The organism is Paraburkholderia ribeironis (genome assembly GCF_900019265.1).
GTDB lineage: Bacteria > Pseudomonadota > Gammaproteobacteria > Burkholderiales > Burkholderiaceae > Paraburkholderia > Paraburkholderia ribeironis.
The window spans coordinates 113117-138633 of record NZ_CYGX02000009.1; the positions used below are offsets into that span (position 1 = coordinate 113117).

The window sequence follows — 25517 nt, forward strand, 5'->3', positions numbered from 1 at the left end:
CGCCGAACACATCAGCTGGCAGATTGGGCTAGCGGCACGCGATGCTTGCCGCCCTGTTGAGACCATTGTATGGAAAAAAGCAGTATGTGTAAATCCAGTATGGAAAAAAGCAGTAGAGCATAGGGCGGTAGACAACCTCTTGTGGTTGGTTGAATCTTCAGCCCCATGAATAAGAAAGAAATTGACCCATGGCTGCGCGGGTTGCTGGCACACAACCTTCGTCGTATCCGAAATGAGAAGGCCGTTACGCAGGAAGACCTGAGCGAACAATGCGGGTTTCATCGCACGTATGTCAGTCAGGTCGAGCGCTGCTTGGCGAACGTCAGCGTCGATAACCTGCAAAGGCTTGCGGAAGCCCTTGAGGTGTCGCCGATTGTGCTGCTGCAACCTGGGAAGCCGGTCGATGATAAAAAACGTGCGCCCTCTGCCTGACGTGCATTCCCCGCAATTCCCCGCGAGAGGCTGGCCACGACCCCAAGTCATACTTTCAACTGGAGGCCGGTTTTCTAATCGGCCCGGACTGGTCTAGGGAACCCTCGGACGCCTCATACGACATCGCGAGGTCTTTGCCGAGACGGTGAACGTCGCGCCTGTCGCGCTGGGCCAGCAGCCGAAGAGCCGTCGAGCAGCACGCGCAGGTCATCCACTCGCCAAGCGAGGCGACGGTTGATACGAATCGGCCGAATTGGACCGGTTTCGAGGCACGCCCACTTGCGCAGAGTCTGGGGAGCTCTGTTAAGTGCAGCAGCGGCAGCATCAGTCGGCAGCACTTCCGGCAATCCTGTTTCAAGGTTTTTCATGAGGGGCCCTCCTTCCTCCGGCCATTCGTCATGGCTTGCAGAATAGGAGTCCCGTCACCCCGGTCAATCAATCGCGCGGCAAACGGCCGAATGTGGACGAATCTGGCTGCTGAGAGCGGAAAAACAACCGCGACGAGGTATCAGCTCAAGGGCTGAAAACGGCGACTAAAATATTTTGCAAATCCCACTTTGGTTAGTCGCTTGCAGGGGTTGTTTTCGTCCTGGTACAGGATACCCTCCGTTTCCACGTAGCCGGTAAGCGGGGCCGGTCGCCTCGGGGCCTGGGCAATTTTCACCAGCGACGCCCAAACGCTCTGGTAATCGCCTGGGTCGAGCGCTTGGCATCGCGCGAGGTCAACCGGGGCGTCCAGGATGTTGGCTTTCCTATGAGGATTCTTGTGGAAAACCGTGAGTGGTCTCGCGGGCGTCAGCGGCGCGCCTCCGCTCACCGCCAACGATGCGCCGCTCGTCCCTCGCCATGCCCGCTGCGATTCGACCAGTCGACGGAAGTCCGAATGCACGACAATCTCGAGGTCATCCGCCCACTGCAGCCATTCGGAAGCTTGCCTTGCCGCAATTTTCTGAGCCTCCGCAAGGGCAAGCACGTCGCGGACCGTCGCAAAAAAACGGGCAACGTCATCGCTGTGTTCGGGCGAAAGAGGAAGCGCGAGATTGCGATGCATCCGTGGATTCAGCCCATGCATGAGCAACACGGCATCGCGTGCCGGCAGGTGGGTGATGGTGGCGACCTCTGTCCAGTTGATGGGGACGGACCGGTTGCAGTTGAATTGGTCGTCGGGCAGTTCCGTAGGCAGTTCGAGCCACTTCACCCCAATCCCGAAGCGCTCCAGATATCGGGCCAGGTCCTGGACGGCGACAACTGCCTTTTCCGGCTCACTGCTCCATGGTCCCGCCTGCGGCAGCATACCTACAGGGTTGCGCACCACCAGTTCACCCCGGCCGATGGTCGCTGATACTGCTGACTTGTGCTCCGCCCAGCAAGCAGCGCGCTGTCGTAGCAGGGTCAGCGGACACACGCCCTGCGGGAGCGGGTGGAGCGCGTCGACAATCAGGCGCGGCACGCGTTCGACGCGCACCATGCCTGCCACCACGGGCAAGAGGATGCTCGCCAATCTGGTCATATGGCCTCCCCGTCCGGTCGCCCGCCGGACAAGTCCGCGAGCAGCGCGTCAGCGTCCCTGACGCAGACCGTCAACTGACGAGTGTAGCCGATACGCCGGCTACTCGTCGTCGGCCAGACTTCATAATGACCGCCTGCTCCCCTTGTCCCGCGCGCACTGGACCCCAGCGAATGCCCGACATTTGAGGTAGAGCCTTGCGGCCTTCCGCGCGGGATGCAGGTTTTTGAATGTTTTGTATTACGCCAGCGGGGAGCGGACGCACTCGCAGCCGCGTGACCTATACTCGTAGCAGACATCTGCGGGGCAGGCCACGCTTGAGATGGCGGCGTGCGTCAGCAGGAGCGAGTCAGGCCAGAAATCCGTCGGCGTCGTGTCTACGCAGTGACTACGCCACGGAGGCAAAGAAAAGGGGCCACGAGGGAAAATCTCGTAACCCCTTGATTTACTTGGTGCCGGCTGCAGGACTCGAACCCGCCACCTCATGATTACAAGTCAAGCGCTCTACCTGATGAGCTAAGCCGGCATGAGGCCGTGATTCTACTTCATTTTACGATCTTGAGGCGAGCCCTTCCGCCACCTTTCGATCCGTCGTCGTCAGGCTGAGGGCCCTCCGTCGCGGTATCGGCCTTCGCAGCAGCCGTATCGGCCGACGACGTCTCGACCGCGCGTGGCGCAGCCGGCGCGGCCGTCTCGTCCGCCAGTTCCGCATCGGCGCCGGAATCCTGCGCTTCGCCGCCCGCCGACTCGACCGGGAACGCCATGCCTTGGCCGTTTTCGCGCGCATAGATCGCGAGAATATTGGCGACGGGCACCTCGATCTTGTGCGACTTGCCGGAGAAACGCGCGCTGAACTCGATCCACTCATTGCCCATCTGCAACTGGCTGGTCGCCTCGAAGCTGATGTTCAACACGATTTCGTTGTCTCGCACAAACTGACGCGGTACGCGCGTCTGATTGTCGACCCGGACCGCGATGTGCGGCGTGTAGCCGTTATCCGTGCACCACTCGTAAAGCGCGCGCAGCAGGTACGGCTTGGTGGAAATCTCTTGCATCAACAGTCCTCTTGCTGGGCGCGGGCTCGCACTTGATCTATCGTGCGGCGCCCTCACCCCAAAGCCAAACTCAACGACGCATCACCTTTTCCGAAGGCGTCAGCGCTTCGATATAAGCCGGGCGGCTGAAAATGCGCTCAGCGTACTTCATCAGCGGTGCCGCGTTCTTCGACAGCTCGATGCCGTAGTGATCCAGACGCCACAGCAACGGCGCGATCGCGACGTCGAGCATCGAGAACTCTTCGCCGAGCATGTACTTGTTCTTCAGGAAGATCGGCGCGAGCTGCGTCAGGCGATCGCGGATCGCGAGGCGCGCCTTCTCGTGATTCTTCTCGGCGGCCTTGCCCTTCTCGTTTTCGAGCGTGCCGACGTGCACGAACAGTTCTTTTTCGAAGTTCAGCAGGAACAGGCGGGCGCGGGCGCGCTGGACCGGATCGGCCGGCATCAGTTGCGGATGCGGGAAGCGCTCGTCGATGTACTCGTTGATGATGTTCGACTCGTACAGAATCAGGTCCCGTTCGACGAGAATCGGCACTTGACCATACGGATTCATCACGGCGATGTCTTCCGGCTTGTTAAACAGGTCGACATCGCGGATTTCGAAGTCCATGCCCTTTTCGAACAACACCAGCCGGCAACGCTGGGAGAACGGGCAAGTTGTGCCGGAATACAGAACCATCATGTTTACGTTTCCTCAAAAAGCTGAAGGGCCAGCGCGCGGAAAAACCGTTTAGCAGGTTTTTCCTGGCGCCGGCCCCACACCGTGTGGCGGCGTGATTATTTGATATGTTTCCAGTACGCGGCGTTCAGTCGCCAGGCGAAAAAGCTCAGGATCCCGAGGAACAACAATACCCACACGCCAAGCTGTTTGCGGGTTTGCTGCGTCGGTTCGGACATCCATGACAGGTACGACACGAGGTCGGCCACAGCAGAATCATAATCTACCGGCGACATCGTCCCCGGAGTGAGCTGCTGGAAGCCGACAAATTTGTGTACCGTCTCGCCAGTTTTTTCGTCGATTTCGTCGCCGAATTTCGCCGCACGTTGCCCCTGAAGCTGCCACAGCACGTGAGGCATGCTCACGTTCTCGTACACCAGATTGTTCCAGCCAGTGGGCCGCGTATTGTCGCGATAGAAACTGCGCAGATACGTGTACAGCCAGTCCTTGCCGCGCGCCCGCGCTTCCACCGACAGATCCGGTGGCGCCGCGCCGAACCACGTCTTCGCGTCGTCCGGGCGCATTGCCACGGTCATCGTGTTGCCGACCTTGTCGGTGGTGAACAGCAGGTTCGACTGAATTTCGCCCGGCGTGATGCCGAGGTCGGTCAGCCGGTTGTAGCGCATCAGGTTCGCGCTGTGGCAATTCAGACAGTAGTTTACAAACAATTGCGCGCCGCGCTGCAAAGAAGCGAAATTCTCCGCGTTATCGGGCGCGCGGTCGAGAGGGAAATTCTCGTCCGCGTATGCCGGAGCGGCCAGCACCGCGAGCAGTGTCGCGCCGATCAGCGCGCACGTCGAAAGCAGCTTTTTCATCTTCGTGTTCTCCTGGCTCGCGATTAGTGAGGCTTGAACCGCACCCGTTCGGGTGGCTGCTTGAACTTGCCAAGCCGCGTCCAGAACGGCATACCGAGGAAAAACGCGAAGTAGATCAACGCGCACACCTGGGCGATCAGCGTCGACGCGGGCGACGGCGGTCTGGTGCCGAGGAAGCCCAAGGTCAGGAAAGCGAGCACGAAGATCGCGAAGAACGCCTTGTGAAAAAACGGCCGGTAACGGATCGACTTCACCGGCGAGCGGTCGAGCCACGGCAGGAAGAACAGCGAGATCACCGCGCCGCCCATCACCACCACGCCCCAGAACTTCGACTCAGTGAACGCCATCGCCAGAATTACCAGCGCCGCGAGGACCGGCAAGCCGACCTTCCACGTGCCACGCGCGCGCACCAGCGCGAGCAGGCCGAGCAGCGCGATCACGATCATCAGCACGATCTTGAATGGATCGGTGGTGGCGCGCAGCATCGCGTAGAAGGCGGTGAAGTACCACACTGGCGCGATTTCCGGCGGCGTTTGCAGCGGATTGGCGGGAATGAAGTTGTTCGCTTCAAGGAAGTACCCGCCCACTTCCGGCGCGAAGAAAATGATCGCGGCGAAGATCACCAGAAACACCGCGGTGCCCATGAAATCGTGCACCGAGTAGTACGGGTGGAACGGAATGCCGTCGAGCGGCACGCCGTCCGGCCCCTTCTTCGCCTTGATCTCGATGCCGTCCGGGTTGTTCGACCCCACCTCGTGCAGCGCGACCAGGTGAGCGATCACGAGGGCGATGAGCACCAGCGGAATCGCGATCACGTGAAACGCGAAGAAGCGATTGAGCGTGACGTCCGAGACGACATAGTCGCCGCGAATCCACAGCGACAGATCGGGGCCGATGAACGGAATCGCCGAGAACAGGTTCACGATCACCTGTGCGCCCCAGAACGACATCTGCCCCCACGGCAACAGGTAGCCGAAAAACGCCTCGGCCATCAGGCTCAGGAAAATCAGGCAGCCGAAGATCCACACGAGTTCGCGCGGCTTGCGATACGAGCCGTACAGCAGCCCGCGGAACATATGCAGGTAGACGACGATGAAAAACATCGACGCGCCTGTGGAATGCATATACCGGATCAGCCAGCCCCACGGCACCTCGCGCATGATGTACTCGACCGACGCGAACGCGAGCGTCGCGTCGGGCTTGTAGTTCATCGTGAGAAAAATGCCGGTGACGATCTGATTGACCAGCACCAGCAACGCGAGCGAACCAAAGAAGTACCAGAAGTTGAAGTTCTTCGGCGCGTAGTACTCGGAAACGTGCTTCTTCCAGGTGGCCGTCAGAGGAAAGCGCCGGTCGAACCAGCCGACCAGCCCGGTCGTCTCTACTTCGTGATCCATCGCCATTACGCTTCTCCTTTCTCGTCCTTCCCGATCACGAGGCCCGTGGCCGACGTGAACATGAAGCGCGGGATGTCGAGGTTTTGCGGCGCAGGTTTGTTCTTGAAGACGCGGCCGGCCATGTCGTAGGTCGAGCCGTGGCAGGGGCACAGAAAGCCGCCGGGCCAGTCGTCCGGAAGGTTGGGCTGCGCTCCCTCCTGGAAGCGTGGCGTCGGCGTGCAGCCCAGATGGGTACAGACTGCGACGGCGACGAGTAGGTGCTTGTTCTCCGCGCGTGAGCGAAATTCGTTGTTGGCGTAGTCCGGCAGCGGCATCGAGAACGGATTCTCGGTGTGGGGGTCCGCTACCATGCTGTCCGCCTTCTGGATATCGGCGAGCATCCGGTCGGTGCGGTTGATGATCCACACCGGCTTGCCGCGCCAGGCGACGGTCATCATCTCGCCGGGCTTCAGATTACTGATATCCACTTCGACCGGGGCGCCTGCTGCCTTGGCCTTTTCAGATGGTGCAAACGAACTAACAAAGGGTACGACAATGGCAACACCTCCTATGCCACCTGCTACCGTCGTCGCTACCAGCCAGTTACGGCGGCTGCCGTCGACGCGTTCATCTTCCTTGTCTCGCATTACACGCCCCACTTCTGAGTTGGATTTTCCTTCAGTCGCTTTCTACCGCCGCTAGTTTGCTCGAATGGAGTCGTCATTTACAAGGGCCGATCGCCAAAAACCGCGCGAAGCCCTTGATAACTCAGGGTTTCTCCGTACGAATCGCAAACCTTTTCGTACCTCCTTTTAAGTAGCCTCTACGTTATCCGTGCGTTTTACTTCTTTAATGCAATTCGTAATTCAGACAGGGTTGGGGATATCGATAAACAGGTGCTCGATATCGAACGACTCGGACAGATGCTTGCCCACCGCCTGCACGCCGAAGCGCTCCGTCGCGTGATGGCCGGCCGCGAGAAACGCGACGCCGCTCTCCGCCGACGTATGCATCACCGACTCCGACACTTCGCCCGTCAGGTAGACGTCGGCGCCCGCGCTGATCGCCGCGTCGAACATGCCTTGCGCGGCGCCGGTGCACCAGCCCACGCGGCGCAGCTCGCGATCGGCGTCGCCGAACACCAGCGGCTCGCGGCCGAGGGTCTGCTCCACCTGCGCGGTGAAGTGCGCGAGCGTGATCGGCATCGGAAAGGTGGCGAGCCAGCCGAGGTCGTTCTCGCCGAAACGTGCGTCGCTGATCCAGCCCATCTTCGCACCGATCTGCGCGTTGTTGCCGAACTCCGGGTGATCGTCGAGCGGCAGGTGATAGGCGAACAGATTCAGATCGTTGCTGAGCAGCAGCTTGAGGCGCGCGTATTTGCGGCCAGTGATCTGCGGTGCTTCGTTGCGCCAGAAGTAGCCGTGATGGACCAGCACCGCATCCGCGCCCCAGTCGAGCGCGGCCTCCAGGAAGGCCAACGAAGCGGTCACGCCGGTCGCGAGCTTGTTGACCCGGCGGCGTCCTTCGACCTGCAGTCCATTGGGGCAATAGTCCTTGAAGCACGCGGTTTCAAGGAGATTGTTCAAGTACAATTCAAGTTCAATCCGATCCATATAAACCTCTAGTCTTCAGATGCTTAGACGCTTTTGGCTGTTCTTTGCCCAAGCGGTGACTGTGCTGTTGGCGCTGATGTTCATCATTGCGACCCTCAAACCGCAGTGGCTCCAGCATCAAGGGCAATTCGGCAAGCAACTCGCCGAACCGATCGTCGCGCTACGGGAAGTGGCGCCAGGCATCGGTAGCGGGCCAGCCCAGGCGTCCTATGCAGATGCGGCGCAGAAGGCCATGCCCGCGGTCGTCAACGTGTTTTCCAGCAAGGATGGCTCACTGCCACCGGACCCCCGCGCGAAAGATCCTCTGTTCCGCTACTTTTTTGGCGACAAGAACAAACGCAAGCAGCAGGAGCAACCCGCGTCCAACCTCGGCTCCGGGGTGATAGTGAGTTCGGAAGGTTACATTCTAACGAACCAGCACGTCGTGGACGGCGCCGATCAGATCGAAATCGCGCTGGCCGATGGTCGCACCGCCAACGCAAAAGTAATCGGCATCGATCCGGAAACGGATCTGGCCGTGCTCAAGGTCAACATGACCAATCTGCCCACCATCACGCTCGGCCGCATGGACCAGACGCGCGTGGGCGACATCGTGCTGGCGATCGGCAACCCGTTCGGCGTCGGTCAGACGGTGACCATGGGCATCGTCAGTGCGCTGGGCCGCAACCATCTCGGCATCAACACGTTCGAAAACTTCATCCAGACCGACGCGCCGATCAATCCGGGCAATTCGGGCGGTGCGCTGGTCGACGTGAACGGCAACCTGATCGGCATCAATACCGCGATCTATTCGCGCTCGGGGGGCTCGCTTGGCATCGGCTTCGCGATCCCCGTATCGACCGCGCGCAGCGTGCTGGAGAGCATCATCACCACCGGTACGGTCACGCGCGGCTGGATCGGCGTCGAGCCGCAAGACGTGACGCCGGAGATCGCCGAGTCGTTCGGGCTCGAGCAGAAATCGGGCGCGATCGTCGCGGGGGTGCTGAAGAGCGGTCCCGCCGATCGTGCCGGCATCAAGCCTGGCGACATCCTGGTCAGCGTGAACGGCCAGGAGATCACCGACACCACACGGCTGTTGAATGTGATCGCGCAGATCAAGCCGGGCACCGCCGCGAAAGTGCATCTGGTGCGCAAGGGCCGCGAGATCGATCTGGCCGTGACCATCGGCAAGCGCCCGCCTCCGCCGAAGCAACCGGCCGAGGACAACGGCGGCGATCAGCCGGACGAAGAAGGCGGTTAAGGCACTTCGAGTTGCCAAGCGGGCGATCGCGGCCGGCGTTGGTGCGGAAGTCAGTGCGAGCGTCGATGCCAGCGCCGAGGCAAACAACCAGAGCGAAAACAGAAAGGGCAGTCCGCGATGGACCGCCCTTTCTGCTTTTACCCGTCTGCCTTCTTCGCGCCCAAAGACTCGACGCTCCATGTCAGTTCGGTGGGCTCGCCTCTTCGATCGCGACCGGCTGCTTGCCGACAAACAGCCGCGCCGCAATGATCCCCGCCTCGTACAGCACGATCAACGGAATCGCCAGGATCAGCTGCGAAAACACGTCCGGCGGCGTCACCACGGCCGAAATCACGAACGCGCCGACGATCACATACGGACGGATCTCCTTGAGCTTCTTGATGGTCAGCACGTTCATGCGGACCAGCAGCACGACGACGATCGGCACTTCGAACGTCACGCCGAACGCGATGAACATCGTCAGCACGAAGCTCAGGTAATTGTTGATGTCGGTGGTCATTTCCGCGCCGAGCGGCGCGTTGTAGTGCGCCATCACACGGAAGATGGTCGGGAACACCACGAAGTACGCGAACGCCATGCCGCACAGGAACAGCGTGTAGCTGCTGGCCACCAGCGGCGCGACCAGCTTCTTCTCGTGCTGGTAAAGTCCCGGCGCGACGAACGCCCAGATCTGGTACAGCACGATGGGCAACGCGATCACGAAGGCGACCAGCATGGTCACCTTCATCGGCACGAAGAACGAGCCGGTGACGTCGGTGACGATCATCTTGCCGTCCTTCGGCAGGTTCTGCATCAGCGGGCGCGCCAGCAGACGGAAAATGTCCGGCGCCCAATACACGAGCCCGATGAACACCACGATGACGGCAAGCCCCGCGCGAATGATGCGGTCGCGTAATTCAACGAGGTGGGAAATGAAGGTCTCTTCAGTGCCTTCGTCCTGGCTTTGCTGCGGGTCGCTCACACCGGCCCTCGGTAAGAGATTGTCGTTCTGATCATCAGAAGAACCGCGTCGGACGACGCATGGTGGCGGGCGTATGCCGCGCGACGCGTGCCGCGCCCGACTGCACGCGGGTGCGACGCGTGGTTGCACGCTTGTACCAGGTGGGCATGGCCGTCTGCTTGACGCGCCAGTTCTTGCGCCTGGGCGCCGCGGCCGGCGTGCGGCCCTGCCATGACGACGTGCCGACATCTTCGAGCGCACCGCCGGCAATGCTCGGCGATACCGACGTGCCGCTGTTCCACGCGTCGTTCAGTTCGCTCTCGTGCTTGCGCAGATTGTCGTGCACGGCGGTTTCGACATTGCTCGCCGCCGTTTCGAACTCGGTCTTCATGCGACGCAGTTCGTCGAGTTCGATTTCGCGCGTGACTTCGGCCTTCACGTCGTTGATATACCGCTGCGCACGGCCGAACAGCGCGCCGGCCGTGCGGGCGACGCGTGGCAGCCGCTCCGGCCCGAGTACGACCAGCGCGACGACGCCGATCAGCGCCATCTTGGTTAGACCGAGGTCCAGCATGGAGTGGAATGTCCGTCAGTAGCGCGGGTAAGCCGCGGCTTAGCGGTAATCGCCGGAACGCGGCGCCTTTTCCTTTGCTTCCACATCCACCGCACCGTTACGCGGCAGTTCGCGCTGCTGCGCGTCCGCGGCTGGTGTTTCGGCTTCCTTCATGCCTTCCTTGAAGCCCTTCACGGCGCCACCCAGATCGGTACCGATGTTGCGCAGCTTCTTCGTGCCAAACACGAGCGCAACGATCAGCAACACGATCAGCCAATGCCAAATGCTCAACGAACCCATGACTACTCTCCTTAACCCCGACACCGCACCGCGATGCGGTAAAAATTCGTGCGCCTTGCGGCGTGATCTGAAACGCCGGCGCTTGATCCATACATTACCGCAGGCCCTTCGATTCAACCGGCGACACGACGAATATCATTGTGGCCGCATGACCGCGTCGGCGTTATTACACTGCTGCGCAATCAACATCCGCGCGCTATTGTCTCCGACCAAAACTTGCAATGGGCCTCACCGCTCGCTCTTTTTTTCGTCAGCCCATCCGCAGCCAGGGGCGCGGTCCGGCGAGAATGTGCGCATGCAGGTGATACACCTCCTGGCCGCCGCCCGGACCGGTATTGAATACCGTGCGAAAGCCGGTGTCGCCGCCGGTGTATGCGACCCCCAACTGATCCGCCAGACGCGCCACCAAGACAATCATTCTACCAAGCAGCGGCGCATCGCTTTCAGTGCAATTCGACAGCGTGGCGATGTGCTTGCGCGGAATCACCAGAATGTGCGTTTGCGCCGCCGGACGGATATCGCGAAACGCGACAAACTCTTCGTCTTCATGGACTTTGGTCGACGGGATTTCGCCGGCGGCGATCTTGCAGAAAAGGCAGTTCGGATCGTGACTCATCGTATTCCTGACGCGATATGACTGGAGCGCGAAGGCTGGCGTGCCGAAATTCGAACTGGACCCGATAAATGGGCCGCCGGCATTCAGACCCAGCCACGCGGATTCGCAAGCGGCTTGTTATCGTACAGATACAGCCAACCTTTGATAATACGGTACAACATCCAGATACTGACGGCCCAGAGCACCGGAATGCCGATCACCACGAGCAGCAGCAGGGCGCCGATCGCATAACCGAGCAGGCCTAGCCAGAACGTGCGGATCTGCCACTCGAAATGGGCTTCGTACGGCGTGCCAGCCACATCCGGCCGCTTGATGTAGTTGATGATGATCGCGATCACAATCGTCAGCCCGCCGGTCAGCCAGTGGACCGCATACAGTCCGTACAGCACGTGTGTCAGCGTGCGCAGGCTGCGCTCGCGCTCAGGCTCCATGGCATTGCGATAAACCGGCGGCGGATAGCTTCCTTGCGACTGTTCCATGCTTGCGTCCTCCCGAAGATGCCCTGAAATGCGCTGAGATGCGCTCGGTGCAACATTGGCGCCGGAGCCGGCTACTTCAAGCCGGGCCGATCAATCGCCGTTCTGCTCGCGCTCGCGGCTCTTGCGCAGCGCCTTTTCCTCGATGCCCGACAAGCCTTCGCGGCGCTCGAGTTCAGCGAGCACATCCGCCGGGTTCAGATCGAAGTGCGACAGCATCACAAGGCAGTGAAACCACAGGTCCGCCACCTCGCCGACCAGCGCCTTCGGCGCGCCGCCGTGGCGCGCATCCTTGGCGGCTAGCACGACTTCGGTGGCTTCTTCGCCGATTTTCTTCAGCACCGCGTCATCGCCCTTGTTGAACAGGCGCGACACATAGGAGATGTCCGGATCACCGCCCTTGCGGCTGTCGATGATCGCGGCGAGGCGCATTAGCGTGTCGGTCGTGGACGTGACAGTGGACGACGTGATTTGCGTGGATTGCGTCATTTGTAGATATGTTCGGGGTCTTTCAGCACGGGATCGACGGCTTGCCAGTCGCCATCTTCCGCCGAGCCTTCGAATTTCTGGAAGAAGCAGGAATGGCGGCCCGTGTGGCAGGCGATACCCGACACCTGCTCCACTTTCAGCAGCACGACGTCTTCGTCGCAATCGAGCCGCACTTCATGCACATGCTGCACGTGGCCCGACTCCTCGCCCTTGAACCACAGACGCTGACGCGAGCGCGAAAAATACACCGCCCGGCCGGTCTCGACGGTCTTTGCCAACGCCTCGCGGTTCATCCATGCGAACATCAGCACGTCGTTGGTCGACGCTTCCTGCGCGATCACTGGCACGAGGCCGTTCGCGTCCCACTTGACCTTGTCGAGCCAATTCACTGCCGAGGGATTCACCACGTCACAACCTCACCGAAATGCCCTGATCGGCCATGAAGCGCTTGGCCTCGCCGACCGTGTGTTCGCCATAGTGGAAGATGCTCGCGGCGAGCACCGCGTCCGCGTGACCGTTCTTGATGCCGTCGGCCAGATGCTGCAGGTTGCCCACGCCGCCCGATGCGATCACCGGCACCGGCACCGCGTCCGACACCGCACGCGTGAGCGCGATGTCGAAACCGCTCTTGGTGCCGTCGCGGTCCATGCTGGTCAGCAGGATTTCGCCCGCGCCGAGTTCGGCCATCTTGCGCGCCCACTCGACCGCATCGAGGCCGGTGCCCTTGCGCCCGCCGTGTGTGAACACTTCCCAGCGCGGCGTTTCGCCGTCCGCCGAAACCCGTTTCGCGTCGATCGCGACGACGATGCACTGTGAGCCGTATTTGTCGGTTGCGTCTTTCACGAGCTGCGGATTCGCCACCGCCGACGAGTTCATGCTGATCTTGTCCGCGCCCGCATTCAGCAGGCGCCGCACGTCTTCGACGGCGCGCACGCCGCCGCCGACCGTCAGCGGAATGAACACCTGGGAGGCGACCGCCTCGATGATCGGCAGGATCAGGTCGCGCTGGTCGGAGGTGGCGGTGATGTCGAGGAAGGTGAGTTCGTCGGCGCCCTGGTCGTCGTAACGGCGCGCGATTTCGACCGGGTCGCCGGCATCGCGCAGTTCGACGAAGTTGACGCCCTTGACCACGCGGCCAGCCGTGACGTCGAGACAGGGGATGATGCGTTTAGCTAGAGCCATGATCTTGCAATTCTGCCAATACCGCTGATGAGGCCGCTCGCCTGAGGCTCGCGGCACAGTGCCTGCACAACCGCCGGCCGCGTCGCGCCGCGAGTGAAGTCGCGGCGAGGCGGCTCGATACGTTGTCGGAGCGAAAGCGCCGCGCCGGCTTTGGACGCAGCAGCGATCCGTCCGCCGCGACGCCCCACGTGCGGGCCCGAAAACAAGCTTTAAGCGTCGTCCGATTCGCGCAGCCGGTCGGCGAGCGTCTGCGCGGCCGCGAAGTCCAGGTCGCCCGAGTAAATCGCCCGGCCGCAAATCACGCCTTCGATGCCCTCGTCTTCGACTTCGCACAGCGATTCGATATCCGCGAGGTTCGACAGACCGCCGCTTGCGATCACCGGAATCTTCACCGCACGCGCGAGGCGCACCGTCGCTTCGATGTTGATGCCCTGCAGCATGCCGTCGCGACCGATGTCGGTGTAGATGATCGATTCGCAGCCGTAGTCCTCGAACTTGCGCGCCAGATCGGCCACTTCATGGCCGGTCAGCTTGCTCCAGCCGTCGGTGGCGACCTTGCCGTCTTTCGCATCCAGCCCGACGATGATATGGCCGCCGAACGCCGTGCACGCATCCTGCAAAAAGCCCGGATTCTTCACCGCCGCCGTGCCGATGATCACGAAGGACAGGCCGTCGTCCAGATAGCGCTCGATCGTGTTCAGGTCGCGAATGCCGCCGCCCAGTTGCACCGGAATCTGGCCGCCCACTTCGTCGATGATCGCCCGAATCGCGTCGCCGTTTTTCGGCTTGCCGGCGAACGCGCCATTCAGGTCGACGAGATGCAGACGGCGGGCTCCGCGCTCGACCCAATGTCGGGCCATCGCCGCCGGTTCCTCGGAAAATATCGTCGCCTGGTCCATATCGCCTTGTTTGAGGCGTACACACTGACCGTCTTTCAGGTCGATGGCGGGAATCAGCAGCATAGCAATCGGGTGTTGTCTGGGAGTGGGTTGAAGGTCGGCGGCAACGGCTGGTGGGCCAGCCCGCCCGGACGCCGTTTCGCTAGTTTAGTACAAGTCTTTCGACGTCCTTGCCGAGCGCCGTATGGAAGCGAAATCACGGTGTCGCGGTGGTGGCGCGCGGCGAACCTCCCGCTGATGGCGAGACCGCGCACTGCAACGGGATGAAGCAAGGCGCTCACGGGTTCCAGTGCACGAAGTTGCGATACACGCGCAGACCCGCCTCGGCGCTCTTTTCCGGGTGGAATTGGGTGGCAAAGATGTTATCCCGCGCCACCGCTGAGGTAAAGGGCACGCCATACACCGTTTCACCCGCCGTATGCGCGGCATTGTCCGGCACCACGTAATAACTGTGCACGAAATAAAAGAATGCGTTGTCGGCCACGTCGTCCCACAGCGGATGCGGCTGCGCCTGACGTACGCGATTCCAGCCCATTTGCGGGACCTTGAAGCGCGAGCCGTCGTCCTGCAGCTGGCCTTCGAGGTCAAAGCGCAGCACCTTGCCGGGCAACAGACCAAGACCCGGCGTGCCGCCCTCGGCGCTCCAATCGAACAGCATCTGCTCGCCGACGCACACGCCCATCAGCGGCTTGCTGCGCGACGCCTCGATGACCGCTTCCTGCAGGCCGGACTCGGCGAGGCTGCGCATGCAGTCGGGCATCGCGCCCTGGCCGGGCAGCACCACGCGGTCGGCCGCGCGGATCGCTTCCGGCCGGTCGACGATCGCCACGTCCGCTTCTGGCGCAGCCTTGCGCAATGCCTGGGCAACCGAGCGCAGGTTGCCCATTCCATAATCCACAATCGCTATCGAAGTTTTCATTTCAAGTTTGGCAGCAATGCCTTCAGTCCATCGACGCTGGGTTCCAGCGCCGACAGCACACGCGCGAGATGGTCTTCTATCCGGTCAATCAGTTGCCTGGCACGGACGAACGGCTTAGAGGCTGCCCTTGGTCGACGGAATCTGCCCTGCTGCGCGTTCGTCCATTTCAGTGGCCATGCGCAACGCACGCCCGAATGCCTTGAACACCGTTTCCATCTGATGGTGAGCGTTCAGACCGCGCAGGTTGTCGACGTGCAGCGTGACGCCGGCGTGATTCACGAAGCCGCGGAAAAACTCGATCGACAGATCGACGTCGAAGGTGCCGATGCGCGCGCGCGTGAACGGCACATGAAATTCGAGGCCCGGACGGCCGGAGAAATCGATCACGACACGCGACAGCGCTTCGTCGAGCGGCACATAGGAATGACCGTAACGGCGAATCCCCTTGCGATCGCCGATCGCCTTCGCGACGGCCTGACCCAGCGTGATACCGGTGTCTTCGACCGTGTGGTGGTCGTCGATATGCAGGTCGCCATGCGCTTCGATCTCGAGGTCGAACAGGCCGTGTCGTGCGATCTGGTCGAGCATGTGGTCCAGAAACGGCACACCGGTGGCCAGTTTCTGCTGGCCGGTGCCGTCCAGATTGATCTTCACACGGATCTGCGTTTCGCTGGTGTTGCGAACGACTTCCGCAAGGCGCATGGTAATTCCTCGAATCTAGCTAGAAAGCGATAGTAGTGTGGGATGGGGAAACGGCAGGCCGTTCAGATCAGCACGAGTTTCAGTGCGGCGAGCAATTGAGCGTTTTCTTCCGGCGAACCGATGGTCAAACGCACGCAATTGGCCAGCAATGGATGCATTTTACTCACGTTTTTGATCAGAACCCGAGCCGCAAGCAGCGTTTCGAACATGACGGACGCATCGGGCACTCGCACCAGCAGGAAGTTGCCCGCGCTTGGGAACACTTCGGCGCCCGGCAACGAGGCCACCGCCTGCGCGAGTTTCGTGCGCTCTTCGCGCAGTTGGGCGGCTTGGGCGTCAAGCACGTCGACGTGGTCGAGCAGGAAATCGGCAGCGGCCTGCGTGAGCACGTTGGTGTTGTATGGCGGCCGCACTTTGTCAAATTCGGTCAGCCACGCGGGCTTGCCGACCAGATAGCCGAGGCGGATACCGGCCAGGCCGAGCTTGGATACCGTACGCATCACGACGACGTTGTCGAACGCATCGGCGCGTGGCAGCCAGCTTTGCTGCGCGAACGGCTGGTACGCCTCGTCGATCACCACGAGGCTTTTGGTCGCCGCAGCGATGATGCGCTCCATGTCGGCGGCGTCGAACAGCGTGCCGGTCGGGTTGTTCGGATACGCGAGATAGACGATCGCCGGCTCATGCTCGGCAATCGCCGCCAGCATCGCTTCGGTGTCGAGCGTGAAATCGGCCTTCAACGGCACGCCGACGAATTCGAGATTTGCAAGCTGCGCCGACATCTGATACATGACGAAGCCCGGCACCGGCGCGAGTACCTTGGCGCCCGGCTTCGCGCACGCGACCGACATCAGGCTGATGATTTCATCCGAGCCGTTGCCGAGCAGCACGTCGCAGCCAGCCGGCACACCCATCACACGCTTGATCTTTTCGATCAACGCCTCCGGGCGCGGCGCCGGGTAGCGGTTCAGCGCGACTCCGGCCAGGTGCTCGCCGAGCTGCGCGGCCAGTGTCGGGGGCAGCGGAAATGGGTTTTCCATCGCATCGAGCTTGATGAAGCCCGTGGCGTCCGGAACCGGATAGCTCGTCATTGCGAGGACGTCGCGGCGGATGATGTCTTGAGGTGTCGTCATAGCGTCTGGGGACCGGGCCGTGGGGAAAGATGCCGGCCTGGCATCGGCGGCACACGGGCCGCTCTGGTTCGTCTGTGTTGTCGTTATTGAACGGGCAAGCTCGCGGGCAGGCTCGCGCGATCCGTCGCCGGAACCGCGGCGCTTCGCAGATCATCGGTTCGATGCCTGCGTTGCCGCGCGTCCGTATCGGGTTCGTGGCGCCTCGCGGCGCTAAGTTACCGCTCAGTTGCCGCTCAGTTACCGCTCAGTTGCATTAGCCGTTGTTCTGCCGCATCCGGTATTCGGCGCTGCGGGCGTGCGCCTGCAGACCTTCGCCGTACGCGAGTTCCGCTGCAATCTCGCCGAGCGTCTGCGCGCCTTCCGCGCTGACCTCGATCACGCTGGAGCGCTTGAAAAAATCATAGACGCCCAGCGGCGACGAGAACCGTGCGGTACGTGATGTAGGCAGCACGTGATTCGGTCCCGCGCAGTAGTCGCCCAGGCTCTCGCTGGTATAGCGGCCGAGGAAGATCGCGCCTGCATGGCGGATCAGCTGGCCCCACTGATGCGGCTCCAGCGCGGAGATTTCGAGGTGCTCCGGGGCGATGTCGTTGGCGATCGCGCAGGCTTCTGCCATGTCGCGCACCTTGATGAGCGCGCCGCGGCCTTCGAGCGACGCGCGGATCACGTCCTGACGCGGCATGGCCGGCAGCAATTCGTCGATCGCGTCCTGCACGCGGGCGATAAACGCGTCGTCCGGGCACAGCAGGATGGATTGCGCGAGTTCGTCGTGCTCGGCTTGCGAGAACAGGTCCATCGCAACCCAGCGCGGGTCGGTGGTGCCGTCGCACAGCACGAGGATTTCCGACGGCCCGGCAATCATGTCGATACCGACGGTGCCGAACACGCGGCGCTTGGCCGACGCGACATATGCGTTGCCGGGACCGCAGATCTTGTCGACCGCGGGCACGCTCTGCGTGCCGTAGGCCAGTGCGCCCACCGCCTGCGCGCCGCCGATCGTGAACACGCGATCCACGCCGCCCAGCAGCGCAGCCGCCAGCACCAGCGGGTTCTTCACGCCGTCCGGCGTGGGCACGACCATGACGATCTCGCGCACGCCGGCCACGCGCGCCGGAATCGCGTTCATCAGCACCGACGACGGATACGCCGCCTTGCCGCCCGGCACGTAGATGCCCGCGCGATCGAGCGGCGTGACCTTCTGGCCGAGCACGGTGCCGTCGGCCTCCGTGTACTGCCAGCTATGGCTGCCGCACTCGATCTTCTGCTTCTCGTGGTAGCCGCGCACACGCGCTGCCGCCGCTTCGAGCGACGCGCGGCGTTTCGGCTCGAGGCTTTCGAGCGCGGCTTCGAGTTCCGCCATCGGCAGCTCGAGCGCGGCGACACTCGACGCGTCGAGCCGGTCGAAGCGGTTCGTGTACTCGAGCACCGCCGCGTCGCCGCGCGCCTTCACGTCGTTCAGAATCTGCACGACCGAGCGCTCGATTGCTTCGTCTTCGCTCGCCTCGAACGCGAGCACCGCGTGCAGCGACTGTTGGAAGTCGGAAGCGGTGGAATCGAGTTTGCGAATCTTGATAGACATACGGGTATCCGTTTCGGTAAGGCGCGCTTTACAGCAGGATCACATGACCCGTTCAGGCCGCCGCGGCGTCAGCTTTCGATGCGCGTTCGAACGCGTCGAGGATCGGCCGCAACGCGGCGCGCTTGAGCTTCAGCGCCGCCTGGTTCACAACGAGGCGCGACGAAATCTGCATGATCTCCTCCACCTCGACAAGATTGTTGGCGCGCAAGGTATTGCCCGAACTCACCAGGTCGACGATCGCATCGGCCAGCCCGACGAGCGGCGCCAGTTCCATCGAACCGTACAGCTTGATCAGGTCGACGTGTACGCCCTTGGCAGCAAAATGCTCACGCGCGGTTTCGACGTACTTGGTCGCCACGCGCAAGCGGGCGCCCTGGCGCACCGCGTTCGCATAATCAAAACCCGCTGCGACCGCAACGGACATGCGGCAACGCGCAATATCCAGATCGACCGGCTGATACAGACCGCTGCCGCCGTGCTCGAGCAGCACGTCCTTGCCCGCCACGCCGAAATCGGCTGCGCCGTATTCGACGTAGGTTGGCACGTCGGTGGCGCGCACGATGATCACGCGCAGGTTCGCGTCGGTGGTGGGCAGGATCAGCTTGCGCGAAGTCTCCGGATCCTCGGTCACTTCGATGCCGGCTGCGGCGAGCAGCGGCAGCGTCTCCTCGAAGATACGCCCTTTCGACAGCGCGAGCGTGAGCGGCGCGCTGACCGCCGGCGACGACGACGTTTGCGGCATCGAACTCATGCCTGGCTCCCGGAAACGCGGCGCACCTTCGCGCCGATTGCGTTGAGCTTGGTTTCCATCCGGTCGTATCCGCGATCCAGATGGTAGATCCGGTCGATCAGCGTTTCGCCTTCGGCGCGCAACGCGGCGATCACGAGACTCGCCGACGCGCGCAGATCGGTGGCCATCACCTTCGCGCCGGACAGCTTGTCGACCCCGCTCACGAGCGCGGTGTTGCCGTCGATCGTGATGCTCGCGCCGAGGCGGTTCAGTTCCTGTACGTGCATGAAGCGGTTCTCGAAGATCGTCTCGACGACCTGCGAGGTGCCTTCCGCAATCGCGTTCAGCGCCATGAACTGCGCCTGCATGTCGGTCGGAAACGCAGGGTATTCGGACGTGCGAAACGTGACCGCGGTCGGACGCTGGTGCATGCGCACGCGCATCCAGTCGTCGCCTTCTTCGATCGTGACGCCCGCTTCGCGCAGCTTTTCGGTCACGGCTTCGAGAATCAGCGGACGCACTTGGCGCAACGTGACGTCGCCGCCAGCGGCCGCCACCGCGCACAGGAACGTGCCGGCTTCGATGCGATCCGGAACCACCGTGTGCTTTGCGCCATGCAGCTTGTCGACGCCCTGGATCACCAGACGGTCCGTGCCGATGCCTTCGATCTGCGCGCCCATCGCGACCAGCAGATTCGCGAGGTCGCCGACTTCGGGTTCGCGCGCCGCGTTCTCGATCACCGTCTCGCCTTCGGCGAGCACCGCCGCCATCAGCAGGTTTTCAGTACCGGTCACCGTAATCATGTCGGTGACGATACGCGCGCCCTTCAGGCGCTTCGCGCGTGCTTCGATGAAGCCGTGCTCGATCGTGATCTCGGCGCCCATCGCCTGCAGACCCTTGATGTGCTGATCGACCGGCCGCGCGCCGATCGCGCAGCCGCCCGGCAACGACACCCGCGCGTGACCGAAGCGGGCAACTAGCGGACCGAGCACGAGGATCGACGCGCGCATGGTCTTGACCAGTTCGTACGGCGCGACCACGTTGTCGACCTTCGACGCATCGAGCGCCACGCGCCCGTCGCCGCTCTCGATACGCACACCCATCTGACCGAGCAGCTTGAGCATCGTGCGCACGTCCTGCAGGTCGGGCACGTTGTCCAGATGGACCGGCTCCGCGCTGAGCAGACCGGCGCACAGAATCGGCAATGCCGCGTTCTTCGCACCCGAGACGACGACTTCACCGGAGAGCGGGTAGCCACCTTCAATGATGAGTTTATCCATGCCTGTCGGTTCCTGATCTGCCCGGGTCTGGGCCGGGCCTGCATTGACTGTGTTCGGCGCGCCGCTACCTGCGTCGCGCTCTTCGTGAGTAATTCGCACTAAATTTCCAGATTACGCGTTCTGCCATTCGGCGGGCGTCAGCGTCTTCATGCTGAGCGCGTGAATTTCTGCGCGCATGCGATCGCCGAGCGCCGCATACACGAGTTGATGGCGCTGGATCAGACGCTTGCCTTCGAAGCTCGGCGAGACGATGGTCGCAAAGAAATGCTGGCCGTCGCCTTCGACTTCGAGATGCTGGCAAGCGAGCCCAGCCGCGATGTATTGCTTGACCTGTTCGGGAGTCGGCAACATGAGAGAAGCTCCTGATCAGTGGCGCAGTTTGTAGCCGGAAGCGAGCATGCGCATCGCCACCACGGCCAGCACCGCGAAGAAACCGGCGACGATCGCAAGGCTCGCGAGCGGATTGATATCCGACATCCCGAAGAAACCATAGCGAAAGCCGTCGATCATGTAGAAAAAAGGATTGAGCCGCGACACTTCGCGCCACACCGGCGGCAGCGTATGCGTCGAGTAGAACACGCCCGAGAGGAACGTGAGCGGCATGATCAAAAAGTTTTGAAACGCTGCAAGCTGATCGAATTTTTCGGCCCAGATGCCGGCGATCAAACCGAGCGTGCCGAGAATCGCCGCGCCGAAAAGCGCGAACAGAATGATGTAGAGCGGCGCGGTGAAGCTGACCGGCACGAACCAGATTGTCACGATGAACACGCCAAAGCCGACCGCGAGCCCACGCGCGACCGCGGCCAGCACATAGGCGCCGAACATCTCGTAGTGCGACAGCGGCGGCAGCAGCACGAACACCAGGTTGCCGGTGATCTTCGACTGGATCAGCGACGACGAACTGTTCGCGAACGCGTTCTGCAGCACGCTCATCATCACGAGACCCGGAATCAGGAAGCTCGTGTATTCGACGCCGGGATAGACCTGGACGTGGCCGCGCAACGCATGACCGAAAATGGTCAGATAGAGAAGCGCGGTGATGACCGGTGCCAGCACGGTCTGGAACGCCACCTTCCAGAAACGCAGGAGTTCCTTGTAAAACAGTGTGCTGAATCCACTGTAGCCGCTCATGCAAGCCCCTCGATCACTTCCGGACCGTTCATCACCTGAACGAACACATCTTCGAGGTCGGCCTTGCGAACCTCGATCTCTTCGAATGTACAGCCCGCTGCGCGGCACTGCGCGAGGATCCGCTCGACGTCGTCGTAGCTCGTGAGACGCAGCAGATGCTGGCGGCCATTGCCGTTGCCCGCGCCGCTTTCCGCTTCGAGCGAGCGCAGTTCGGCGGGCAGCACGCCCTGCGCGAAGCGCACGAATAGCTGCATGCCGGCAAAGCGCTGCAGCAGCGCGCTGGTGCGCTCGAGCGCGACCACCTCGCCACGCCGCAGCATGGCAATGCGGTCGCACAGCGACTCGGCTTCTTCCAGATAGTGCGTGGTCAGCACGATGGTGTGACCTTCGCGATTCAGGCGCGCAATGAACTTCCACAGCGTTTGACGCAGCTCGACATCGACGCCCGCGGTCGGCTCGTCGAGCACGATCACAGGCGGCCGGTGCACCAACGCCTGCGCGACCAGCACGCGGCGCTTCATGCCACCGGACAGCGCGCGCATGTTCGCGTCGGCTTTGTCGGTGAGGTCGAGATTGGCCATGATCTCGTCGATCCACGCGTCGTTGTTGCGCAGCCCGTAGTAGCCGGACTGGATGCGCAAGGTTTCGCGAACGGTGAAGAAAGGATCGAACACGAGTTCCTGCGGCACCACGCCGAGCGCGCGCCGCGCATCGCGGAAATCGCCGACGACGTCGTGGCCGCGCACCGCGATGCTGCCTTCATCGGCGCGAGCGAGACCGGCGAGGATGCTGATGAGCGTCGTCTTGCCCGCGCCGTTCGGACCGAGCAGTCCGAAGAACTCGCCTTCTTCGACCGTGAGGCTGACGCCCTTGAGCGCCTGCAAGTCCTTGTAGCGCTTTTTGACGTTACGAATTTCTATGGCTGGCATGACTGTGGGCCGCGTACGCCGCGGCGCCTAAAGGAGCCCTGGAAGGGCGCACAAATGCTGGGAACAAGGCAATTGGGGCCGGTTAGCTGCCCCAAAAAACGTTTGATTATAGGGCAAAAAGCAGCCGCCCCGACTCGGCCGGGGGGATTGGAAGTGACGCGATTGGAGCGTCAGCGTCGCGTTGGTACGAGCTTGTTGGATGGGATCGCTAACTCGCGTCGACCGCTGTGCGTGGGACCGCAGTAAGCGCTAACTGCGGTCGACAAAGTTATCGACGCCGTAAGCTCGCGCAAGACTGGCGAGACCAGCCGGTAAATTGACGATCTCGAAATTGATGCCACGTGCGTCGCCAGCACGCCGCCACGCGAGCAGCACCGCCAGCGCGGACGAATCGAATTGCGCAAGCGGCGCGCAATCCACACCGGTCGCGCCTGCCTCGATGCGCTGCAAACCCGCCGCGAGCGCGGCCCTGGCACTCGCGTGGGTCAGCGTCGCGCCGCTGTCGAAGCGGTTGGCGACGGAGTTCAGCACCTCGCTCACGATTGCTTGCCCGCGGCGAGCTGCTGGTTGCGCTGCGTGAGGAACTGGATCAGTCCGTCCACGCCCTTCTGCTGGATCTGCTCGCTGAACTGCTGCTGATACGCCTGGATCAGCCATGCGCCGAGCACATTGATGTCATACACGCGCCAGCCTTGCGGCGTCTTGTACAGACGGTAGTCGAGTTCGATCGGCTGACCGTTGTTCATCACGACCGAGCGCACCACCGCGTCGGTGTCGTCCGGGTTCATGCGAAACGGCTTGTACTGGATCTGCTGGTCGCGTACCTGAGCCAGCGCGCCCGAATACGTGCGGATCAGCAGCATCTTGAACTGCTCGACCACCTGGTTTTGCTGCTCGGGCGTGGCGGTGCGCCAGTTACGGCCCATCGCCAGTTGCGTGGTGCGGCGGAAATCCGTGTACGGCAAGATCTTTTCGTTGACGAGCCTGGTGATCTGCGAGATGTCGCCTTGCTGGATCGTCTTGTCACCGCGAATTGCATCCATCACTTGCTGGGTGACTGTCTTGATCATGCCCTCGGGCGAACTGGTATCGACAGTTTGTGCCGATACACCAGCACTGACGAACGAGAACAACGCGGCGAACAGCGAAATCAGGAAGAATTTTTTCATATCAAGCTTTGCCTTAAAAATAGTCCAACCGTTTGAGGCGACATTACCACGCGAGTTCGACGGCAATCCATGCGCAAACTGCGAGAGTCGTATCGATCTGTTACGGCGGCACGTTCAACGCAATTTGAATGACGGAAAATTGAAACGCGTGGGCGGGACCAGCTGGCCGGCCGGAATCTGCGTCGTTTCGGGACCGCCGTTCAGATCGATCGGCGGCGATTCAGCGCTGCCGGAAGCGGCTTCGGGTGCGGTCGCCGGCGGGGTCTGCGGCGGGGTCGCTTCATTGGTGCCAGGTGCCCCGGCCGCCTTCGCAGCTGCGCCCTGCGTGCTCGCGGCGCCGGCCGTGCCCGTGACCGCGCCAGCCGCGCCACTCTCGTCTTCGTACTTCGGCAGCGGCGCTTCCTCGTCGTAGTTCGGCAGCGTCTGCGTACGCCGGCCGGCCGACAACAGATACTGGCGGCGCTGCAGATACGCGTTGCGCACGAACGAGTATTTGTCGAGCGCCGCGCCTTCCAGCACGTCGCTCGCGCCCAGCAGATTGGCGCGCGTGTTGACGATGTTCAGGCCGTACAGCGCCCAGCTCAGACCCGACGGATTAATGTAGCTGATCGGGTTCACATAGTAGTTGCCGATCGAGCCGACCGCATCGCGCACGGTGCTCGGCCCAAACAGCGGCAGCACCAGAAACGGCCCCGGTGGAACGCCATAGTGGCCGAGCGTCAGACCGAAATCGTTCTCGTGCTTGGGCAGCTTCGCGAGCGTCGCCACGTCGAACAGGCCGCCGACGCCGAACACCGTGTTGATCACGATCCGCATGATGTCCTGCACGCCATCGGCGATCCGCAACTGCACCAGGTTGTTTGCCGCGATGTAGACGTCGCCGATGTTCGAGAAGAAGTTCGTCACGCTGTCGCGCACCGGCTGCGGGGTCGCCCACACGTAGCCCCTGGCGACCGGCTTCAGCGCGTACTGATCGACCTTGTCGTTGAAGGTGAAGATCGTGCGGTTCAAGCCTTCGAACGGATCGCCCTTGGTCGGCGTCTGCACGGTGGTACAGCCGGCGAGTAGCACAGTCGCCACGGCCACCTTGCCAATCTGGAAAACGGGCGCGCGCCCGCCGCGGGTGGTCTGCATGGTCATTCTCCTTATTGGCTGGCAGCGCCCGCAGCGGCCTGACCCGGCGCTGGCGCTGGCGCCGGAGCCGGAGCCGGAGCCGGAGCCGGAGCCGGAGCCGGAGCCGGCCCGGCAGGCTTCGACGCCCCCGAGTCGGCGGCCTTGCTATAAAGGAACTGGCCGATCAGGTTTTCCAGCACGATCGCCGACTGCGTCATCGAAATCGTGTCGCCCGCCTTGAGCATCTCGGTGTCGCCGCCGGGTTCGAGTCCGATGTACTGCTCGCCGAGCAGACCCGAGGTCAGGATCTTCGCCGAGGTGTCTTTCGGAAACTGATACTGCTTGTCGATATCGATCGTGACGAGGGCCTGATACGCGTTGCTGTCGAAGTCGATCGACGCGACCCGGCCAACCGTCACACCGGCGCTTTTCACGGGCGCGCGCACCTTCAGCCCGCCGATATTGTCGAACTTGAGCTTGACCGGATAGGTTGCCTGGAAAGACAACGAGCTCATGTTGCCGGCCTTCAGCGCGAGAAACAGCAATGCCACGAAACCCAGCACCACGAACAGGCCGACCCAGAAGTCGAGAGCAGTCTTTTTCATCGTTATCCCAAAGTGA

Annotated in this window: 31 protein-coding genes and 1 tRNA gene; 2 read left to right on the plus strand and 30 right to left on the minus strand. The window is 62.3% G+C overall.

Annotation, left to right across the window (positions count from 1 at the left end):
* The first annotated feature begins 165 nt into the window (after positions 1-165).
* Positions 166-432, plus strand: a complete 267-nt coding sequence (locus BN2475_RS04160) for a helix-turn-helix domain-containing protein (RefSeq protein WP_094778322.1) — start codon at positions 166-168, stop codon at positions 430-432.
* Between the two features lie 508 nt (positions 433-940).
* Here BN2475_RS04160 and BN2475_RS04170 read toward each other — a convergent pair.
* The 8 genes from BN2475_RS04170 to BN2475_RS04205 form a co-directional block, all read right to left on the minus strand.
* On the minus strand, positions 941-1942 hold the full coding sequence (locus BN2475_RS04170) for a hypothetical protein (protein WP_094778323.1): 1002 nt from the start codon (positions 1940-1942) through the stop codon (positions 941-943).
* A gap of 447 nt (positions 1943-2389) precedes the next feature.
* Positions 2390-2465 (minus strand) — tRNA-Thr (locus BN2475_RS04175).
* Positions 2466-2484: 19 nt separating this feature from the next.
* Positions 2485-2994, minus strand: coding sequence for a ClpXP protease specificity-enhancing factor (locus BN2475_RS04180; RefSeq protein WP_094778324.1), 510 nt, complete (start codon positions 2992-2994; stop codon positions 2485-2487).
* Between the two features lie 70 nt (positions 2995-3064).
* Positions 3065-3676 carry a glutathione S-transferase N-terminal domain-containing protein gene (locus BN2475_RS04185; protein WP_006052302.1) on the minus strand — a complete coding sequence of 204 codons (612 nt, stop codon included), beginning with the start codon at positions 3674-3676 and terminating at the stop codon, positions 3065-3067.
* Between the two features lie 95 nt (positions 3677-3771).
* The gene (locus BN2475_RS04190) at positions 3772-4527 is read right to left on the minus strand and encodes a cytochrome c1 (protein ID WP_094778325.1); all 756 of its coding nucleotides are present in this window, start codon (positions 4525-4527) and stop codon (positions 3772-3774) included.
* 23 nt (positions 4528-4550) lie between these two features.
* On the minus strand, positions 4551-5930 hold the full coding sequence (locus BN2475_RS04195; RefSeq protein ID WP_094778326.1) for a cytochrome b: 1380 nt from the start codon (positions 5928-5930) through the stop codon (positions 4551-4553).
* Positions 5930-6550: a ubiquinol-cytochrome c reductase iron-sulfur subunit gene (gene petA / locus BN2475_RS04200; protein WP_094778327.1), complete on the minus strand. Its 621-nt coding sequence runs from the start codon at positions 6548-6550 to the stop codon at positions 5930-5932. Before petA ends, BN2475_RS04195 begins: the two co-directional genes overlap by 1 nt.
* Before the next feature lie 219 nt (positions 6551-6769).
* Positions 6770-7516 (minus strand): Nif3-like dinuclear metal center hexameric protein, encoded by a 747-nt coding sequence (locus BN2475_RS04205; protein ID WP_094778328.1) that lies wholly within the window; start codon positions 7514-7516, stop codon positions 6770-6772.
* A 19-nt stretch (positions 7517-7535) separates the two neighbouring features.
* On the opposite strand from BN2475_RS04205, the gene BN2475_RS04210 reads away from it, so the two are divergent.
* Complete coding sequence (locus tag BN2475_RS04210; protein ID WP_094778329.1) at positions 7536-8756, plus strand: Do family serine endopeptidase; 1221 nt, start codon at positions 7536-7538, stop codon at positions 8754-8756.
* A 181-nt stretch (positions 8757-8937) separates the two neighbouring features.
* On the opposite strand, the gene tatC is transcribed toward BN2475_RS04210, so the two are convergent.
* The 22 genes from tatC to mlaD form a co-directional block, all read right to left on the minus strand.
* Complete coding sequence (gene tatC / locus BN2475_RS04215; RefSeq protein WP_094778330.1) at positions 8938-9717, minus strand: twin-arginine translocase subunit TatC; 780 nt, start codon at positions 9715-9717, stop codon at positions 8938-8940.
* 34 nt (positions 9718-9751) lie between these two features.
* Positions 9752-10270 carry a Sec-independent protein translocase protein TatB gene (gene tatB, locus BN2475_RS04220; RefSeq protein ID WP_094778331.1) on the minus strand — a complete coding sequence of 173 codons (519 nt, stop codon included), beginning with the start codon at positions 10268-10270 and terminating at the stop codon, positions 9752-9754.
* 39 nt (positions 10271-10309) lie between these two features.
* The gene (tatA, locus tag BN2475_RS04225) at positions 10310-10549 is read right to left on the minus strand and encodes a Sec-independent protein translocase subunit TatA (RefSeq protein ID WP_094778332.1); all 240 of its coding nucleotides are present in this window, start codon (positions 10547-10549) and stop codon (positions 10310-10312) included.
* Positions 10550-10799: 250 nt separating this feature from the next.
* Complete coding sequence (locus tag BN2475_RS04230) at positions 10800-11165, minus strand: histidine triad nucleotide-binding protein (protein ID WP_094778333.1); 366 nt, start codon at positions 11163-11165, stop codon at positions 10800-10802.
* An 83-nt stretch (positions 11166-11248) separates the two neighbouring features.
* Positions 11249-11644, minus strand: coding sequence for a DUF4870 family protein (locus BN2475_RS04235; RefSeq protein WP_094778334.1), 396 nt, complete (start codon positions 11642-11644; stop codon positions 11249-11251).
* Positions 11645-11734: 90 nt separating this feature from the next.
* Entirely contained in the window at positions 11735-12130 is a 396-nt protein-coding gene (locus BN2475_RS04240) for a phosphoribosyl-ATP diphosphatase (RefSeq protein ID WP_094778335.1), read from the minus strand.
* On the minus strand, positions 12127-12537 hold the full coding sequence (gene hisI, locus BN2475_RS04245) for a phosphoribosyl-AMP cyclohydrolase (RefSeq protein WP_174641863.1): 411 nt from the start codon (positions 12535-12537) through the stop codon (positions 12127-12129). Before hisI ends, BN2475_RS04240 begins: the two co-directional genes overlap by 4 nt.
* Position 12538: 1 nt before the next feature.
* Positions 12539-13312, minus strand: coding sequence for an imidazole glycerol phosphate synthase subunit HisF (gene hisF / locus BN2475_RS04250; RefSeq protein ID WP_094778336.1), 774 nt, complete (start codon positions 13310-13312; stop codon positions 12539-12541).
* A 209-nt stretch (positions 13313-13521) separates the two neighbouring features.
* Complete coding sequence (hisA, locus tag BN2475_RS04255) at positions 13522-14274, minus strand: 1-(5-phosphoribosyl)-5-[(5-phosphoribosylamino)methylideneamino]imidazole-4-carboxamide isomerase (RefSeq protein WP_094778337.1); 753 nt, start codon at positions 14272-14274, stop codon at positions 13522-13524.
* Between the two features lie 214 nt (positions 14275-14488).
* The gene (hisH, locus tag BN2475_RS04260; protein ID WP_094778338.1) at positions 14489-15130 is read right to left on the minus strand and encodes an imidazole glycerol phosphate synthase subunit HisH; all 642 of its coding nucleotides are present in this window, start codon (positions 15128-15130) and stop codon (positions 14489-14491) included.
* Between the two features lie 114 nt (positions 15131-15244).
* A complete protein-coding gene (hisB, locus tag BN2475_RS04265; RefSeq protein ID WP_094778339.1) occupies positions 15245-15832 on the minus strand; it encodes an imidazoleglycerol-phosphate dehydratase HisB in 588 nt (195 codons plus the stop codon).
* A gap of 62 nt (positions 15833-15894) precedes the next feature.
* Positions 15895-16965, minus strand: a complete 1071-nt coding sequence (gene hisC, locus BN2475_RS04270; protein ID WP_094778340.1) for a histidinol-phosphate transaminase — start codon at positions 16963-16965, stop codon at positions 15895-15897.
* Between the two features lie 253 nt (positions 16966-17218).
* Positions 17219-18544, minus strand: coding sequence for a histidinol dehydrogenase (gene hisD / locus BN2475_RS04275; protein WP_094778341.1), 1326 nt, complete (start codon positions 18542-18544; stop codon positions 17219-17221).
* 52 nt (positions 18545-18596) lie between these two features.
* Positions 18597-19295, minus strand: coding sequence for an ATP phosphoribosyltransferase (gene hisG, locus BN2475_RS04280; protein WP_094778342.1), 699 nt, complete (start codon positions 19293-19295; stop codon positions 18597-18599).
* Positions 19292-20554, minus strand: coding sequence for a UDP-N-acetylglucosamine 1-carboxyvinyltransferase (gene murA / locus BN2475_RS04285; RefSeq protein WP_094778343.1), 1263 nt, complete (start codon positions 20552-20554; stop codon positions 19292-19294). The genes hisG and murA overlap by 4 nt, the downstream gene beginning before the upstream one ends.
* A gap of 111 nt (positions 20555-20665) precedes the next feature.
* The gene (locus BN2475_RS04290) at positions 20666-20905 is read right to left on the minus strand and encodes a BolA family protein (RefSeq protein WP_094778344.1); all 240 of its coding nucleotides are present in this window, start codon (positions 20903-20905) and stop codon (positions 20666-20668) included.
* Between the two features lie 15 nt (positions 20906-20920).
* Entirely contained in the window at positions 20921-21685 is a 765-nt protein-coding gene (locus BN2475_RS04295) for an ABC transporter permease (protein WP_094778345.1), read from the minus strand.
* Positions 21682-22614, minus strand: coding sequence for an ABC transporter ATP-binding protein (locus BN2475_RS04300; protein ID WP_094778346.1), 933 nt, complete (start codon positions 22612-22614; stop codon positions 21682-21684). The genes BN2475_RS04295 and BN2475_RS04300 overlap by 4 nt, the downstream gene beginning before the upstream one ends.
* Positions 22615-22863: 249 nt before the next feature.
* A complete protein-coding gene (locus BN2475_RS04305; RefSeq protein ID WP_094778347.1) occupies positions 22864-23154 on the minus strand; it encodes an STAS domain-containing protein in 291 nt (96 codons plus the stop codon).
* Positions 23151-23783, minus strand: coding sequence for an MlaC/ttg2D family ABC transporter substrate-binding protein (locus BN2475_RS04310; protein WP_094778348.1), 633 nt, complete (start codon positions 23781-23783; stop codon positions 23151-23153). The genes BN2475_RS04305 and BN2475_RS04310 overlap by 4 nt, the downstream gene beginning before the upstream one ends.
* A 114-nt stretch (positions 23784-23897) precedes the next feature.
* A complete protein-coding gene (locus tag BN2475_RS04315; RefSeq protein ID WP_094778399.1) occupies positions 23898-24917 on the minus strand; it encodes an MlaA family lipoprotein in 1020 nt (339 codons plus the stop codon).
* A gap of 11 nt (positions 24918-24928) precedes the next feature.
* Positions 24929-25501 carry an outer membrane lipid asymmetry maintenance protein MlaD gene (gene mlaD / locus BN2475_RS04320; RefSeq protein WP_094778349.1) on the minus strand — a complete coding sequence of 191 codons (573 nt, stop codon included), beginning with the start codon at positions 25499-25501 and terminating at the stop codon, positions 24929-24931.
* Between the last annotated feature and the right edge of the window lie 16 nt (positions 25502-25517).

Coding starts and splice junctions, on each gene's coding strand:
- BN2475_RS04160 (WP_094778322.1), top strand. CDS start 166: ATGAATAAGAAAGAAATTGACCCATGGCTGCGCGGGTTGCTGGCACAC.
- BN2475_RS04170 (WP_094778323.1), bottom strand. CDS start 1,942: ATGACCAGATTGGCGAGCATCCTCTTGCCCGTGGTGGCAGGCATGGTG.
- BN2475_RS04180 (WP_094778324.1), bottom strand. CDS start 2,994: ATGCAAGAGATTTCCACCAAGCCGTACCTGCTGCGCGCGCTTTACGAG.
- BN2475_RS04185 (WP_006052302.1), bottom strand. CDS start 3,676: ATGATGGTTCTGTATTCCGGCACAACTTGCCCGTTCTCCCAGCGTTGC.
- BN2475_RS04190 (WP_094778325.1), bottom strand. CDS start 4,527: ATGAAAAAGCTGCTTTCGACGTGCGCGCTGATCGGCGCGACACTGCTC.
- BN2475_RS04195 (WP_094778326.1), bottom strand. CDS start 5,930: ATGGCGATGGATCACGAAGTAGAGACGACCGGGCTGGTCGGCTGGTTC.
- petA (WP_094778327.1), bottom strand. CDS start 6,550: ATGCGAGACAAGGAAGATGAACGCGTCGACGGCAGCCGCCGTAACTGG.
- BN2475_RS04205 (WP_094778328.1), bottom strand. CDS start 7,516: ATGGATCGGATTGAACTTGAATTGTACTTGAACAATCTCCTTGAAACC.
- BN2475_RS04210 (WP_094778329.1), top strand. CDS start 7,536: ATGCTTAGACGCTTTTGGCTGTTCTTTGCCCAAGCGGTGACTGTGCTG.
- tatB (WP_094778331.1), bottom strand. CDS start 10,270: ATGCTGGACCTCGGTCTAACCAAGATGGCGCTGATCGGCGTCGTCGCG.
- tatA (WP_094778332.1), bottom strand. CDS start 10,549: ATGGGTTCGTTGAGCATTTGGCATTGGCTGATCGTGTTGCTGATCGTT.
- BN2475_RS04230 (WP_094778333.1), bottom strand. CDS start 11,165: ATGAGTCACGATCCGAACTGCCTTTTCTGCAAGATCGCCGCCGGCGAA.
- BN2475_RS04235 (WP_094778334.1), bottom strand. CDS start 11,644: ATGGAACAGTCGCAAGGAAGCTATCCGCCGCCGGTTTATCGCAATGCC.
- BN2475_RS04240 (WP_094778335.1), bottom strand. CDS start 12,130: ATGACGCAATCCACGCAAATCACGTCGTCCACTGTCACGTCCACGACC.
- hisF (WP_094778336.1), bottom strand. CDS start 13,312: ATGGCTCTAGCTAAACGCATCATCCCCTGTCTCGACGTCACGGCTGGC.
- hisA (WP_094778337.1), bottom strand. CDS start 14,274: ATGCTGCTGATTCCCGCCATCGACCTGAAAGACGGTCAGTGTGTACGC.
- hisH (WP_094778338.1), bottom strand. CDS start 15,130: ATGAAAACTTCGATAGCGATTGTGGATTATGGAATGGGCAACCTGCGC.
- hisB (WP_094778339.1), bottom strand. CDS start 15,832: ATGCGCCTTGCGGAAGTCGTTCGCAACACCAGCGAAACGCAGATCCGT.
- hisC (WP_094778340.1), bottom strand. CDS start 16,965: ATGACGACACCTCAAGACATCATCCGCCGCGACGTCCTCGCAATGACG.
- hisD (WP_094778341.1), bottom strand. CDS start 18,544: ATGTCTATCAAGATTCGCAAACTCGATTCCACCGCTTCCGACTTCCAA.
- hisG (WP_094778342.1), bottom strand. CDS start 19,295: ATGAGTTCGATGCCGCAAACGTCGTCGTCGCCGGCGGTCAGCGCGCCG.
- murA (WP_094778343.1), bottom strand. CDS start 20,554: ATGGATAAACTCATCATTGAAGGTGGCTACCCGCTCTCCGGTGAAGTC.
- BN2475_RS04290 (WP_094778344.1), bottom strand. CDS start 20,905: ATGTTGCCGACTCCCGAACAGGTCAAGCAATACATCGCGGCTGGGCTC.
- BN2475_RS04295 (WP_094778345.1), bottom strand. CDS start 21,685: ATGAGCGGCTACAGTGGATTCAGCACACTGTTTTACAAGGAACTCCTG.
- BN2475_RS04300 (WP_094778346.1), bottom strand. CDS start 22,614: ATGCCAGCCATAGAAATTCGTAACGTCAAAAAGCGCTACAAGGACTTG.
- BN2475_RS04310 (WP_094778348.1), bottom strand. CDS start 23,783: ATGAAAAAATTCTTCCTGATTTCGCTGTTCGCCGCGTTGTTCTCGTTC.
- BN2475_RS04315 (WP_094778399.1), bottom strand. CDS start 24,917: ATGCAGACCACCCGCGGCGGGCGCGCGCCCGTTTTCCAGATTGGCAAG.
- mlaD (WP_094778349.1), bottom strand. CDS start 25,501: ATGAAAAAGACTGCTCTCGACTTCTGGGTCGGCCTGTTCGTGGTGCTG.